This window comes from Candidatus Rokuibacteriota bacterium (genome assembly GCA_016209385.1).
Lineage (GTDB): Bacteria > Methylomirabilota > Methylomirabilia > Rokubacteriales > CSP1-6 > JACQWB01.
On the sequence record JACQWB010000002.1, the window covers coordinates 1 to 12,347 of the forward strand.

14 protein-coding genes are annotated in these 12,347 nt (G+C 66.8%); 2 read left to right on the plus strand and 12 right to left on the minus strand.

Going from position 1 to position 12,347, the window contains the following annotated elements; all coding sequences use genetic code 11:
- Window positions 1–186: 186 nt before the first annotated feature.
- The 4 genes from HY726_00020 to HY726_00035 form a co-directional block, all read right to left on the minus strand.
- On the minus strand, window positions 187–1,086 hold the full coding sequence (locus HY726_00020; GenBank protein MBI4607376.1) for a PhzF family phenazine biosynthesis protein: 900 nt from the start codon (window positions 1,084–1,086) through the stop codon (window positions 187–189).
- Window positions 1,083–2,105 (minus strand): squalene/phytoene synthase family protein, encoded by a 1,023-nt coding sequence (locus tag HY726_00025; GenBank protein ID MBI4607377.1) that lies wholly within the window; start codon window positions 2,103–2,105, stop codon window positions 1,083–1,085. Before HY726_00025 ends, HY726_00020 begins: the two co-directional genes overlap by 4 nt.
- Entirely contained in the window at window positions 2,106–2,405 is a 300-nt protein-coding gene (locus tag HY726_00030) for a hypothetical protein (protein MBI4607378.1), read from the minus strand.
- A 95-nt stretch (window positions 2,406–2,500) separates the two neighbouring features.
- Window positions 2,501–3,352 (minus strand): dienelactone hydrolase family protein, encoded by an 852-nt coding sequence (locus HY726_00035; GenBank protein ID MBI4607379.1) that lies wholly within the window; start codon window positions 3,350–3,352, stop codon window positions 2,501–2,503.
- A gap of 204 nt (window positions 3,353–3,556) precedes the next feature.
- Between HY726_00035 and HY726_00040 the strand changes: the two genes are divergently transcribed.
- Both HY726_00040 and HY726_00045 read left to right on the plus strand, forming a co-directional pair.
- The gene (locus tag HY726_00040; protein ID MBI4607380.1) at window positions 3,557–4,468 is read left to right on the plus strand and encodes a PD-(D/E)XK nuclease family protein; all 912 of its coding nucleotides are present in this window, start codon (window positions 3,557–3,559) and stop codon (window positions 4,466–4,468) included.
- On the plus strand, window positions 4,469–5,224 hold the full coding sequence (locus HY726_00045) for a hypothetical protein (protein MBI4607381.1): 756 nt from the start codon (window positions 4,469–4,471) through the stop codon (window positions 5,222–5,224).
- On the opposite strand, the gene HY726_00050 is transcribed toward HY726_00045, so the two are convergent.
- The 8 genes from HY726_00050 to HY726_00085 all read right to left on the minus strand — a co-directional run bounded on the left by HY726_00050 (window position 5,221) and on the right by HY726_00085 (window position 12,212).
- Complete coding sequence (locus HY726_00050) at window positions 5,221–5,637, minus strand: aspartyl protease family protein (GenBank protein ID MBI4607382.1); 417 nt, start codon at window positions 5,635–5,637, stop codon at window positions 5,221–5,223. The genes HY726_00045 and HY726_00050 overlap by 4 nt on opposite strands.
- Before the next feature lie 55 nt (window positions 5,638–5,692).
- Window positions 5,693–6,586, minus strand: coding sequence for an ABC transporter permease (locus HY726_00055; protein MBI4607383.1), 894 nt, complete (start codon window positions 6,584–6,586; stop codon window positions 5,693–5,695).
- Window positions 6,586–7,512, minus strand: a complete 927-nt coding sequence (locus HY726_00060; GenBank protein ID MBI4607384.1) for an ABC transporter permease — start codon at window positions 7,510–7,512, stop codon at window positions 6,586–6,588. The genes HY726_00055 and HY726_00060 overlap by 1 nt, the downstream gene beginning before the upstream one ends.
- Window positions 7,513–7,591: 79 nt before the next feature.
- Window positions 7,592–9,088 carry a hypothetical protein gene (locus HY726_00065; protein MBI4607385.1) on the minus strand — a complete coding sequence of 499 codons (1,497 nt, stop codon included), beginning with the start codon at window positions 9,086–9,088 and terminating at the stop codon, window positions 7,592–7,594.
- Window positions 9,089–9,341: 253 nt separating this feature from the next.
- A complete protein-coding gene (locus tag HY726_00070) occupies window positions 9,342–9,788 on the minus strand; it encodes a PIN domain-containing protein (GenBank protein MBI4607386.1) in 447 nt (148 codons plus the stop codon).
- Between the two features lie 6 nt (window positions 9,789–9,794).
- Entirely contained in the window at window positions 9,795–10,058 is a 264-nt protein-coding gene (locus HY726_00075) for an AbrB/MazE/SpoVT family DNA-binding domain-containing protein (protein ID MBI4607387.1), read from the minus strand.
- Between the two features lie 149 nt (window positions 10,059–10,207).
- On the minus strand, window positions 10,208–11,197 hold the full coding sequence (locus HY726_00080; protein MBI4607388.1) for an ABC transporter substrate-binding protein: 990 nt from the start codon (window positions 11,195–11,197) through the stop codon (window positions 10,208–10,210).
- A 25-nt stretch (window positions 11,198–11,222) separates the two neighbouring features.
- On the minus strand, window positions 11,223–12,212 hold the full coding sequence (locus HY726_00085) for an ABC transporter substrate-binding protein (protein MBI4607389.1): 990 nt from the start codon (window positions 12,210–12,212) through the stop codon (window positions 11,223–11,225).
- Between the last annotated feature and the right edge of the window lie 135 nt (window positions 12,213–12,347).

The window sequence follows — 12,347 nt, forward strand, 5'->3', positions numbered from 1 at the left end:
GAGGGGGCCTCGACGGCCCCCTCCGACGCCTCCCCCAGGAATGGTGGTTCGAGCCGAGGGGCTGCCGACGAGCCGCAGGCGAGGAGAGCCACGAGGCGAGGCCCGAGTTGGTTGCGCGGGCGAAGCCCGCGCTCGAGGGGTATTGCTTCCCACACGCTCCTCGCTAGCCGGCCCGCGGGCTCCTGCCTATCGGACCCGGATCGTCCCCGAGAGCACGGTGACGGCCTGGCCGCCGACCCTGACACGCGCGGGCTGGCCCCGAGCCAGGTGGAGCTCCACCCTGACCCGACCGGGACGGTCGAGGAAGTCGCCCTGCTCGGCGGTGAACGCTGCGACATCCCCCTCTGGCTTCAGGCGGCTGGCCTGCCAGAGCCAGACTGGCAGCGAGGCGTGGACCGATCCGGTCACGGGGTCCTCGGGGATCCCGTAGTGGGGCGCGAAGAAGCGGCTATGGATCAGCGAGGCGGGCTCGACCGTCTCGAGCGAGGTGAGGCAGAAGCCGCGGATGCCCCCGTCGCTGCCGAGGCGTCCCAGGCGTTGCATGTCGGGGGCGAGCGATTTCAGGACTCCAAGCCCCGCAGCGGGGAGAAGCAGATCGCGTTCGGGCGTGAGCGCGGGCCGAGCCCATGTCGCGAGCGCATCCGTCACGAGCCCGAGGGCGTCGAGGACCGGCGCCAGAGGCTCCGAGTAGAGAATACAGGTTGGAACGACGGGCTCGAGCCAGATCAGGCTTCCCGTCGCGGTTCTGTCGACGGTCACGGGGAGCAGGCCTCCCAGGGTGTCGAAGACCACGCGCTCCCGCTTCAGGCGGCCAGTCTCCGCGAGCGCGTGTACCGTCGCGACGGTCGCGTGACCGCAGAAGCTGACCTCTTTTCCCGACGGCGTGAACCACCTGAGGCGGTGATCGGCGCCCGGTTGGCCCGCTCGCGTGAGGAACGCGGTCTCGGCCACGTTCAGCTCGCCCGCGACCCCGCGCATCTGCCTCTCCGAGAGCCCGTCGGCCTCGAGGACCACTCCCGCGGGGTTACCGCCGAGGGGACGCGAGCTGAACGCGTCGATCTGGAGGACGGCGACGGTCTGTCTCATATCGGAATCCGTGCCCTGAGCCGCCGCGCTTCCCGCGCCATAAACGCGTTGGACCACACCAGCAGGAGCGAGCGCGCCAGGATCGCGTTCACCGCGTGACGGGAGATCTTGATCGGCTGCCGGGAATCGAGGAGGTTGGGGGACTCGGCCAGCAGCGCCAGCGTCCTGAGGCCGATCAGGAGCGGCCAGGCGCAGGCGAGGCGCATCCGCCACTCGGCCCGCGGGATGGCGAGCGTGTAGGCCCACCCGGCCTCGTAGTGCTCGAGGGTCAGCGCCAGAAGTTCGCTCAGCAGCGGGCGCACCCTCGCGATTGCCGCAGGGTCCAGGAGGTCGGCCGGCTCGAGGCCGAGTCGCGCCAGGTCCTGGCGCGGGAGGTAGCAGCGGCCGATCCTGAGGTCCCGCGCCAGATCCCTCAGGACGTTCGTCATCTGGAGCCCCTTCCCGAACCTCACGCCCCGCTCCTTCATCGTCCGGGCGTCCCAGTTCGCGAGCCGGCGCCGGTGGGCCATGTGGATCTCGGTCCAGAACTCCCCCACGCAACCCGCCACCAGGTAAGTGTAGCGGTCGAGGTCCTGGCGGGCCTCGAGGGCTACCAGTCGGCTCTCGTCCTCACCCGGGAACGTCGTGAGATCGAAGCTCATGCCGTCGGTGATCGTGAGGAGGAGTGTCTGGATCCGCTCCCGATCACCCTTCTCCAGCTCGCGGTAACGCGCGAAGCAGTCGGGGAGCCGCCGGAGCAGCTGGCGCTCCCCGGCGTGGGGGTTGGGGCCGGTGCAGCCCCGGATGATCTCCTCGAGGCGCGACGGCGTCTCGCCCCGGAGCTCGGCCCCGAGGCTTTCGAGGTGGCGGAGCCGCTCCTCGCGGCTGATCAGGCGCGTGTCGGCGATCGTGTCGGCGGCTCGGGCGAAGAGGTAGGCGAGGCCGACGGGCGAGCGGAGCGGGCGCGGGAGGATGGCGAGCGAGAGGTAGAAAGTGCGGCTGACCTGCTTGAGGAGGTCTCGCAGAAGGTCCCCCCGCATCTAATCGAGGTCGATCGGACGGATCGGGGCGGGAGCGTCCTTGGCTTTCTTCAGACCCTCCTGGAACTTGCGGTCGAGGACCTTGCCCTTGGTCTGCTCTGACTTGAGGCTCTCCTTGAACGCCTCCTCGCGCTTGGTCGAGGCCCCCTCGAGGGCCTGGAGCGCGGCACCGAGATCCCGGGCGGGACCGGTGCGGGGCGGCGGCTCGTGGGCGATGACCGCCGCCAGCGTGGGGTCCACCGTCAGCTTGGCCTGGCAGTGGGGGCACGTGACCTTGACGCTCTCCTTCTTCCCGGCCATAGCGCTTTCACGCTAGCAGGCCGACGCGCGGGACGTCAAGGTGGCGTCGGCATGACTCTCCGGATAGGCTGCGCCGGCGCGCCCCGGGTCAACCCCTACGCTTTCAGGTGCTTGTCGAACCAGGCTAGGCAGCGCGCCCAGCCGTCCTTGGCGGCCTCGGCGCGGTAGCTCGGTCGGTAGTCCGCGTGGAAGGCGTGCCCGGCGCCCTTGTAGAGCACTATCTCCACGTTCTTGTTGTGGCGCTTGAGCAACTCTTCGAACTTCCGGACGTCCTCCGGGGGCGGGTTCCTGTCCTCCTCGCCGAAGAGGCCGAGGAACGGGCAGGTGATCTCGTGGAGGACGTCGAAGCCGGTCTTCGGCGGGTCGTCCTTGTAGGGGCGCGCCGGTGGGCCGTACCAGGCCACCGCGGCGCCGAGGTCCTTGTAGTGAGCAGCGAACTGGATCGTGGTGCTCCCGCCCCAGCAGAAGCCGGTGACCCCCACGCGGTCGGCGCGGGCTGCGGCCTGCTTCCGGGCGTGGTCAGCGGTCGTGCTGAGATCCTGGAGGATCTGCTTCCGGGAGACGTTCAGCACGATCTTCAAGATGTCCTGGATGTTGGGGAGGTGTCCCACACCGCCTTCCCGCTGGAACATCTCCGGAGCAATGGCGTAGTAGCCGACCTTGGCGAACCGCCGGCAGACATCCTTGATGTACTCGTGGACGCCCCAGATCTCGGAGATGACCACGATGACGGGAGACTTGCCCGCCGCCCCGGGCCGGGCCTCGTAGGCGGGGATCAGGTCGCGCCCGCTCTGCACCCTGATGTCCGCGGCGGCCAGCCCCCCGGTATCGGTCCGGATGGCCTGGGCGAGGACGGGGTTCGCCGCGATGGCGTACCCCGCCGTGGTCCCGACTCCGATTTTGAGGATGTCGCGCCGACTGAGGCTGACCGGGTCGAGCGTGTGCATAGCTGTCCTCCCTTTGGTGAGGTGTCAAATAATGTAACGGCCGAATCGGCCCGCCAGTTCCGGCGATCGCGGGGTGGGCCCTCGCTATGCCCCGACGGCGCCACGGTCCGAACGGGCAGATCGCCCGTAGCCTGGTCCGGGTCCGCCATGAATGCAAGATTACACCCGGGCCCCGGCGGGCAGCCGGTGATATGCTGAGGACCGATGCCTGACCTGGCGAACGAGTTCTCCTGGTCGCGGAGCCGCGACAACCTCTTCCAGGAGTGCCGGCGGAAGTACTACTACCACTACTACGGCGCCTGGGGCGGCTGGGAGACCGACGCGCCCGAGGAGGCGCGGAAGCTTTACGTCCTCAAGCAGCTCAGCTCCCGCCAGCAGTGGGCCGGCAAGGTGGTTCACGAGGGCGTGGAGTGGGCCCTCCGCGCCCTCTACGAGGGGCGAGAGCTTCCCGAGTCCTGGCTCATCGAGGAGAGCGTGAAGCGGATGCGCCGGGAGTGGAAGGCCTCGAGCGAGCGCCGGTACTGGCAGAGCCCCAAGGCGGGCGGCCTCTTCGAGCACGAGTACCGGGTTCAGGTGAGGGCGGAGGACTGGCAGGTCCTCCGCGACCACGTGATCCGCTGCCTCAGGAACTTCTACCGGCTCCCGCTCCTCGCCGAGATCCGGAAGGCCCCGCGCGACCGCTGGGTGCTCATCGAGGAGATCCGCGCCTTCGACTTCGAGGGGACCCCGGTGTACGGCGCCCCCGACTTCGCCTACTGGACCGAGGCCGCGCGCCTGGCGCTGGTGGACTGGAAGACCGGGGCGCCGGATCCCGACGGGAGCGCGCTCCAGCTCGGGGGGTACGCGTTGTACGCCCAGGAGGTCCTGCGCGTGGAGCCTGCCCGCGTGGACCTCCTCGAAGTGAACCTCCGTGAGGGCACCGTTCACCAGCACCCCTGGGACGCGGGGAAGCTCGAGGCCGTGAGGGAGCACCTCAGGCTCTCGATGCGCGGGATGCGCGCCTGGCTCCGCGACCCGGAGGCGAACCTGGCGGCCATGGACGACTTCGAGAAGACCGAGGACCTCAGAATCTGTCGTTGGTGTAACTTCCGCGCCGTCTGCCGCCCCGAGCTCTGAGTGCGGCTTTCCGGCTGCGCCCTCGTCCTCCTGCTCATAGGCGAACCCGCCTGGGAGGGTGGTCCTGATCGCCTGATCGATCCCGGCCCGTTTCGAGGAACCGAGGTGAGGCTCGGGGACGGGCGCATCGTTTCGGTGCCTGCCGAGACCCACGCCTTCTACCGGATGCTGACCCAGGACGGGCGCATCCGCGGGAGGAACACCGAGTCGCCCTCGGAGTGGGAAGTTCGCGAGGGGATTCTCCTCAGGCGGCGCCACGAGCCGCGCTGGATAGCCCGCTTCGGCGATCACGCCAGGACTCTCGAATCAGCTTATGTCTTTCCCGTGGAGGGAGGCCGACTGCCGGAGCGATCGGGCTACCATGCCGGTCACAGGGCCGAGGACATCTTCGCCCCGCCAGGGCGCAAGGTGTTCGCCCCTGCCACGATGCTGATCGTCCACGCCGGCTATCTCTCCAAGACCGCCGGCGAGGCAGTCGTGGGCTTCCTACCACCCGGGCCGGGCCGGCCCACGGCGCGCTATCTCGTCCTGGTTCACATCGACACGGCGCCGGCCAGGGGGCGAATGGGAACGGTCGTGGAGGCAGGGACCGTCGTCGGCGTGATCACGAAGGCCGAGGACGAGGCGATCGCAGGGAACGCGCTCGGCCGCCCGACCCATCTCCACTTCGTCATTCGCGAGGAGCGCCCTGATGGCAGGCTCGAGGGGATCCCGGTGTGGGACCTGCTGCGACGGGCGCTCCGGCCTTTCGGCTAGATCGTCACTCGCTCCTGAAGGTTCAGCTGCAAGGTGAGGCGCGCTTGCTCTTTAGCCACAATCACGACAGGCGTGCGAACTAGGCGGCGACGGCGGGAATCTACGTAAAAGCCTAAGCCCTCAAGGCTGTAAGCACCAAGCAGCGGTTGGATTCCCTTTTTGCCGAAGAGGACAAGCGCCGTTACCGATCGACCATCAATCTCCAAGCGTGCCTCTCCTACTTTCCACCGAGCCTTCCGCCCATCGGCGAACTGTACCGTTTCCTCGCCAGTTGGCGGGACTTTCAATGCGGAGAGGACATCTCGAGGGACCACGGTGAAGAACGCACCCGTGTCAACTAGAAAACGGAGCTTGCGCTGGCGCTTTGAGTCACCAAGACGGGCTAATGTTCCATTCACGTAGAAGATTGCCATGGCCATTTCGATTCTATTATCAAAGGAGGTGTGACTCAACCTCCCTCAATCTTCGCTAGATCGCCATCGTCGGGTCCAGGATGTCGCGGAGCCAGTCGCCCAGGATGTTGATGGCGAGCACGGTGAGCATGAGGACCAGCCCCGGGAAGGTGGCGAGCCACCAGGCCGTCGCCAGGTAGGTCCGGCTGTCGGCGAGCATGCCGCCCCAGGTCGGGGTGGGCGGCTGGACGCCCAGGCCCAGGAACGACAGGGCTGACTCCAGGATGATCATCTGCGCCACCGAGAAGGAGGCAAGCACGATCACCGGGGAAACTGCGTTCGGGAGGAGGTGGCGGAAGGCGATCCTGCGACCCGCGGCGCCGAGGGCCCGGGCCGCCTCCACGTAGGCCAGCTCGCGGAGCGTCAGCACCTGGGCGCGGACGAGCTTGGCGTAGGTGACCCAGCCGCTGATGCCGAGCGCCAGGACGACGTTGGTGGCACTGGCGCCGAGCACCGAGACGATCGCGACCACGAGCAGAATGAAGGGAAAGGCGAGCTGGATCTCGGCAAGCCGCATCAGGAGCCGGTCCACGGCGCCGCCCATGTGGCCCGCGATCAGCCCCAGGAAAGTCCCTACACTCCCGGAGAGGAGAACGGCCAGGAGCCCCACCATGAGCGAGATCCGTCCGCCGTGAAGGATGCGGCTCAGGATGTCCCGGCCTAGCTGATCGGTTCCCATCAGGTGGTCGGGCGAGCCTCCGACAATCCACATCGGCGCCTGCAGACGCTGGGCAAGCGATTGCTTGAGCGGCGGGTGTGGGGAAAGCACCGGGGCCGCTGCCGCCCCCGCGATCATGAGTGCCAGGACGGCCAATGCCACCCACCGACTCGGCCTCGCAGGCCGCACCTTGCCGCTTTCCAGCGGCGGCTTTGCCGCCGCAATCTTGGGGGAGGCCTCGGAGGGGGCCATTAGGGCCCCCTCCGAAATCGAATCCTTGGGTCGAGCCACACATAGATCAGGTCGAGCAGCGCATTGATCACCACAAAGACGATCGCCAGCACGAATACCGCGGCCTGCACCACGGGGAAATCCCGCCCCTGGATCGCCTGGATCATCAGGCGGCCGGTCCCCGGCCAGGCGAAGATCGTTTCTGTCACCACGGCGCCTCCGAGGAGCAGGCCGAAGTCCAGGCCCAGGATCGTCACCACCGGGATGGCGATGTTTCGGAGCGCATGACGGAGGACCACGAGCCGCTCCGGGAGCCCCTTGGCACGGGCGGTGCGGATGTACTCCTGAGAGAGCACCTCGAGCATTCCCGAGCGCACGAGGCGGGCGGTCTTGGCCATCGTGGCGGCCGAAAGCGTGAGCGCCGGCAGGATCAGGTGCCCGAGCGTGCCGCGGCCGAAGGACGGGAGGGCGTGGAGCTGGACCGCGAAGACCAGGATCAGGAGAATGCCGAGCCAGAAGAACGGCATGGATTGGCCGACGAGGGTGATAACGGAGCAGGAGGTTTCGATGGCGGTGCCGCGGCGGATCGCCGCGAGCATTCCGAGAGGGACGGCCAGGAGCGTGGCAATCAGGAGCGCGGCGGCCGTCAGCTCGAGCGTCGCGGGGAGGGTCTCCCAGACAAGGCTGGCAGCCGGCCTGGCGTGGCGGAGAGAGTCGCCGAAATCACCCTGGAGCGCATGTCCGAGGAAGCGAACGTACTGCTCCCAGAGGGGCGCCGTGAGCCCCAGCGCCTCGCGGAGCCGCTCCATCTCCTCACGGGTCGTGGTTTCGGTGACGAGGAGGGCGACCGGGTCACCGCTCAGCCTGAGGAGGAAGAAGACGAGGGTCGAGACCCCGAGGACCGCAATGACCAGGTCAACGAGGCGCGCCCGGCAGTACTGGAGCATCCGCTGAGCCCCCTCACCTCTCCTCCTCTCCCCAGCGGGGAGAGGTCGGGTGAGGGGGAGATGAAAGGTGGGGGGCCGATTACCGGGCCACGCGCACCCGCGTGAGGTCCATCAGGTAGGTGGGCTTCCAGGCGAAGCCCTGGACGCGCGGCTGCACCGCGTAGATCCCTGCCGTCTGGACGAGGAAGATGCACGGCGGGTCGTCGCGGAGGAAGGCGGCCATCTCCTGGAGGACCTTCTGGCGCTCCTCAGGGTTCATGGCCGCGCGCTCCCTGGCCACCAGCGCGTCGTACTCGGGATTGGCAAAGTGCCTGCCGATGGCACGGGTCTGGAAGAAGTTGAGCGGAAGGTCAGCATCCATGGCGGGCAGATACTGCCACGCCCAGATCCACAGGGGGCCGATCGTCCCGCCCAGGAAGCTCTGGATGAACACACCCGCCTCCAGGATCTCGAGGTGGGCCGTCACGCCGACCTCGGCGAGCTGGCCGATCACCGCTTCCTCGATCTCCTTGTCCTTCGTGTAGCGGCCGATCGAGCCGTGGAACTTCACGGTGAAGCCGTTCGGGTAGCCAGCCTCGGCGAGAAGCTGCTTGGCGCGCTTGGGGTCGTAGGGGTAGGGCTTGAGGGCGGGGTTGTAGCCGAAACCGTCCGGGCCCACGACCTGCCCGTCGAGAATCCGGCCGTAGCCGAGCAGCAGGTTCTTGAGGATCCCCTCCTTGTCCACCGCGTAGTTCAGCGCCTGGCGCACCTTCTTCAACTTCAAGGGCTCGACGGTGGCCCGGAAGTTGATCACCATCCCCTGGCCCTGGTTCACCGAGCGGACATCCACGCCCTTGGCCTTGAGACGGGCCACCTGCTCGGGCGGAATCAGGAGCGCCACATCCAACTCTCCCGTCTCCACTCCCGCGACGCGCGTGGAGTCCTCGGGGATCGAGCGGAAGACCACCTCGTCCAGGACGGGCCGGCCGCGCCAGTAGGTGGGGTTGGCCGTGAAGGCCATGTGGTCCTGCTTGACCCACGACTTGAACCTGAACGGGCCAGTGCCGACCGGCGCTGAGACGAACTCCTTCTCCCCCTTCTCGGCGAAGTACCTGGGCGGGAGGATGTCCACCACCGTCAACCCCTGGAGCAGCGGGGCGAAGGGGCCCTTGGTAGTGATCCTGACCGTGTGAGCGTCAACCGGCTCGACCTTGTCTACGGCGGCGATCCGGCCTCCCCAGGGCGACTTGGTCGCGGGGCTCAGGACGCGCTCGATGGAGAACTTCACCGCCTCGGCGGTGAAGGGCTCGCCGTTGTGGAAGGTGACGTTCCGGCGGAGCTTGAACTCCCAGAGCGTGTCGCTCAGGGCGCGCCAGGACTCGGCCAGGAGCCCGACAATCTTCCCCGCGTCGTCGACGCCCACCAGCTTCTCGAACATCTGGGCGTAGGCGGGCAGCGCGTTGGCCGTGGAGTCGCGGTGGGGGTCCGGCGTGTTGGGGATGGAGCCGATGCCGATCGTGAGCCGGGCCGCTGCCGCGGGATCGGACACGAAGAGCGCGATGGTGAGGGACAGAAAGAGAATGGCAACCCGCTTCATGGTTCTCTCCCTGCGCCGGTTAAGCCGGCAAGATAATTGCGTGTTAGGCGAGGGCTTCATCGGACCAACCTGTCCACGCGGATCAGGAGATCGTCTTACCATCGACGGGCGGACGCTTCACACGATCTGTCTCTTCGGCCCTCCCGCGAGCCTCCCGCTCCTCGGAGCCGTTTCACTCGAGCGGTTCGCGCTTACCGTTGATCCCCTCACGCGTGGGGTCGTGCCCCCGCGCGTCCCCATGGCCTGGCCGTTCTCATCCCCTCTCCGCCCCAGGAACCACAACGGCTATTCCTCTTTCTGCAAGCCAGAGGAAGTGGCCCTCGTTAAAGGTGAGGAGGGCATCGGCTTTCGACTTGAGAACACACCCAGCAATGACGGCGTCGTAGGTCTGTCCCCCAACAATCTCGTCATCCGCCGCCCGACGTAAGAGCGTGCGGTACGCCGCCCCGTCCAGGGCGATGATTTTTGCGCGCATGAAGTTTGTCTCCAGCAAGGTGAAGGCATCCAGCGGAGACAGGCGGTGGGGCGCGGGCAGACGGGTCAGCACCGCATAGCTTTCGATGAGAGCCGGGCCCGCCATCAACATTTCTTCGCCTCGACGTAAGCGCTGCTCAATCTCACTCGTGGCTCGATCATGGTGCTCATGCCAGGTGCATACTGCCGCGATCATACAACTCGTGTCCGGCAGAAAGCCCGGCATTGCCCCCTACGAACGAGGGGACCGTTCTCGCCGCAGTGCTGCACGCGTCCGCTCAACCGTCTCGGCCTTCAGGGGACTCACGTCACTTTTGGGAACCGCCACCAGCAGCCGCCCTCGCCGGACCAGCTTGACGGGTAACGGCGCAGGCGTGATTTCAATGCGCCCACCTTCCCAACGGACCTCGAGCGGCATCCCAGGTGTGAGGCCGGCTTCGCGCCGGATCTCTTTCGGAATGACGAGGCGCCCGGCAGCATCGATGGTAATTTTCATGGCATAAATTTTACCACATAGCGTGCCACATTGCCCCCCATTTGTTTGCCGGAGTCAAGCCGGCCATAGAGGCTACCTTGCTCGCCGCCTAATGTCCCATGGCTCGTCCAGCGACATGTCCTTGGGGTCAACGCGCACTTCATGCTTGCTCACTCGATCACCTGGTCGGCCCGCATGAGAATTGACTGGGGGATCGTGAGCCCGAGGGCCTTGGCGGTCTTGAGGTTGACGACGAACTCGAACCTCATCGGCTGTTCCACGGGAAGGTCGGCCGGCTTGGCGCCCTTCAGGATCTTCTCGACGTAGGCGGCGGCGCGGCGGTACAGATCGGGGATGCTCGTCCCATACGCCATGAGCCCGCCGGCGTTTACAAACTCCCTCGATCCCCACATCGCCGGCAGCCGGCTCTTTGCCGCGAGCTCCACGAGCCGTGTCCGGTTACGGAAGATAAGCAGGACGGTCAGTGCCATGACCGCGCCAGCGCGCCCCCGGGTTGCGGCCTGGAATGCCTGCTCCAACTCGTCGTCAGCTCGCACCTCCAGCGATTGAAGCTCTACCCCCAATGCCTGGGCCGCGACCTCCAGGTCTCTGAAGGGGTTGCGTCCCAGGCCTGGACCGTTCGGATCCCAGAGGACAGCCACCCGCGAGACCTTCGGGACGACTTCCTTGAGCAGCTGCAGCCGTTTCCCAGCTAACTCGGGGGCCATTAAGCTCAACCCCGTGATGTTCCCGCCCGGCCGCGCCAAGCTGGCGACGAACCCGTCCCTCACAGGATCGCCACCACTGTTCCCCATGACGATCGGGATCGTCGTCGTCGCCCGCTGCGCAGCTCGAATCAGGGGTATAGTCCCCGTCATGATGACGTCAACCTTAAGCCGCACCAGCTCGGCTGCAACGTCGGGCAGCCTTTCCAATTTTCCCTCCGCCGATCGAAACTCAATGGCGATGTTCTGGCCCTCCACGTAGCCCAGCTCGCGCAGCCCTTGCCGGAATGCCTCAAGGAGGTGCCCGGTAGCTGAGAGGGGGTTGAGCCAGAGAATCCCGATGCGGGCGACCCTCGCCGGCGGCTGCGCGTCGGCGGCGAGCGGCGCCAGGAGGATGCCCAGGGCGATGAGAAGCGCGGCGGTTCGAAGCTTCATGGTCGCCTCCTTGCTTCCCCGAACATCACTCGATCACTTGGTCCGCCCGGATCAGGACGGACTGCGGGATCGCGAGGCCGAGGACCTTGGCCCGCTTGAGATTCACCAGGAATTCGAACCGGGTCGGTTGCTCGACCGGCAGGTCGGCAGGTTTAGCGCCTTTCAAGATCTTGTCCACATAGGTGGCGGCGCGCTCAAAAAAATCGGTAAGTCTGGGGCTGTAGGACATCAGGCCCCCCATGGCCACGGCCTCTCTCCAGATGTACATGTCGGGCAGCTGGTGCTTCGCCGCCAGGTCGACAATTTGGCCTAGATGCGAGCGGATCAATGGCGATCCGTAGACGAAGAGCGCCTGGGCGCGCTGCTGGATCAGGGTAGCAAACGCGTTCTCGAAATCGGTCGGCTCTCGCACCTCCACATGCTCGATCGTCAGGCCCAGCTTGGGCGCGGCGGCTTCGCCTGCCTTCCGGTAGACCTCGATTCCTGGGTTGGCGGGATCGATGAGGCCGCCGACCCGCGAGAGCCGGGGGACGACTTCCTTCAGGAAGTCCAGGTATTTCCCGCTTATCTCCGGGTCGAGATCCCAGGTCGACCCCGTGAGGTTCGCGCCCGGCCGCGCCAGGCTGGCGATGAGCCCCTGGCTAACCGGATGGATCCCAATCACCATGACAATGGGGATCGTCGTGGTGGCTTGCTTGGCAGCACGGATGTCCGGGGGGGTGACCGCCACGATGACGTCCACCTTGCTCCGGACCAGTTCTGCAGCCAGCTCGCGGAGCTTTTCGTATTTTCCCTCCCCATATCGCCTCTCTATGACGATGTTCTGGCCCTCAATCCATCCCAGCTCGCGGAGGCCTTGATCGAAGGCTGCCAAGCGGGCGGCGTATGCGGATGCAGACGCCATAGTCAGCACACCGATCCGTGGGACGTTGGCCTGCTGCGCCTCGGCGGCGAGCAGCGCCGAGAGGAGGCCGAGGGCGAGGGTGACGATGAGCGCGACCTTTCGGAGGATCATGTGGGGGACCTCCGTGCGCCGGGTTAAACCGGCGAGGTGTAGTGAATGAAAGAGTCACACGGTGAAGGAGTAGCGACCCACACCGGCCCCGAGTCATGCGTGACCGTTCGCGAGGACGGGCGCGAAGCGTTGACA

Coding starts and splice junctions, on each gene's coding strand:
- HY726_00020 (MBI4607376.1), bottom strand. CDS start 1,086: ATGAGACAGACCGTCGCCGTCCTCCAGATCGACGCGTTCAGCTCGCGT.
- HY726_00025 (MBI4607377.1), bottom strand. CDS start 2,105: ATGCGGGGGGACCTTCTGCGAGACCTCCTCAAGCAGGTCAGCCGCACT.
- HY726_00030 (MBI4607378.1), bottom strand. CDS start 2,405: ATGGCCGGGAAGAAGGAGAGCGTCAAGGTCACGTGCCCCCACTGCCAG.
- HY726_00035 (MBI4607379.1), bottom strand. CDS start 3,352: ATGCACACGCTCGACCCGGTCAGCCTCAGTCGGCGCGACATCCTCAAA.
- HY726_00040 (MBI4607380.1), top strand. CDS start 3,557: ATGCCTGACCTGGCGAACGAGTTCTCCTGGTCGCGGAGCCGCGACAAC.
- HY726_00050 (MBI4607382.1), bottom strand. CDS start 5,637: ATGGCAATCTTCTACGTGAATGGAACATTAGCCCGTCTTGGTGACTCA.
- HY726_00055 (MBI4607383.1), bottom strand. CDS start 6,586: ATGGCCCCCTCCGAGGCCTCCCCCAAGATTGCGGCGGCAAAGCCGCCG.
- HY726_00060 (MBI4607384.1), bottom strand. CDS start 7,512: ATGCTCCAGTACTGCCGGGCGCGCCTCGTTGACCTGGTCATTGCGGTC.
- HY726_00065 (MBI4607385.1), bottom strand. CDS start 9,088: ATGAAGCGGGTTGCCATTCTCTTTCTGTCCCTCACCATCGCGCTCTTC.
- HY726_00070 (MBI4607386.1), bottom strand. CDS start 9,788: ATGCCGGGCTTTCTGCCGGACACGAGTTGTATGATCGCGGCAGTATGC.
- HY726_00075 (MBI4607387.1), bottom strand. CDS start 10,058: ATGAAAATTACCATCGATGCTGCCGGGCGCCTCGTCATTCCGAAAGAG.
- HY726_00080 (MBI4607388.1), bottom strand. CDS start 11,197: ATGAAGCTTCGAACCGCCGCGCTTCTCATCGCCCTGGGCATCCTCCTG.
- HY726_00085 (MBI4607389.1), bottom strand. CDS start 12,212: ATGATCCTCCGAAAGGTCGCGCTCATCGTCACCCTCGCCCTCGGCCTC.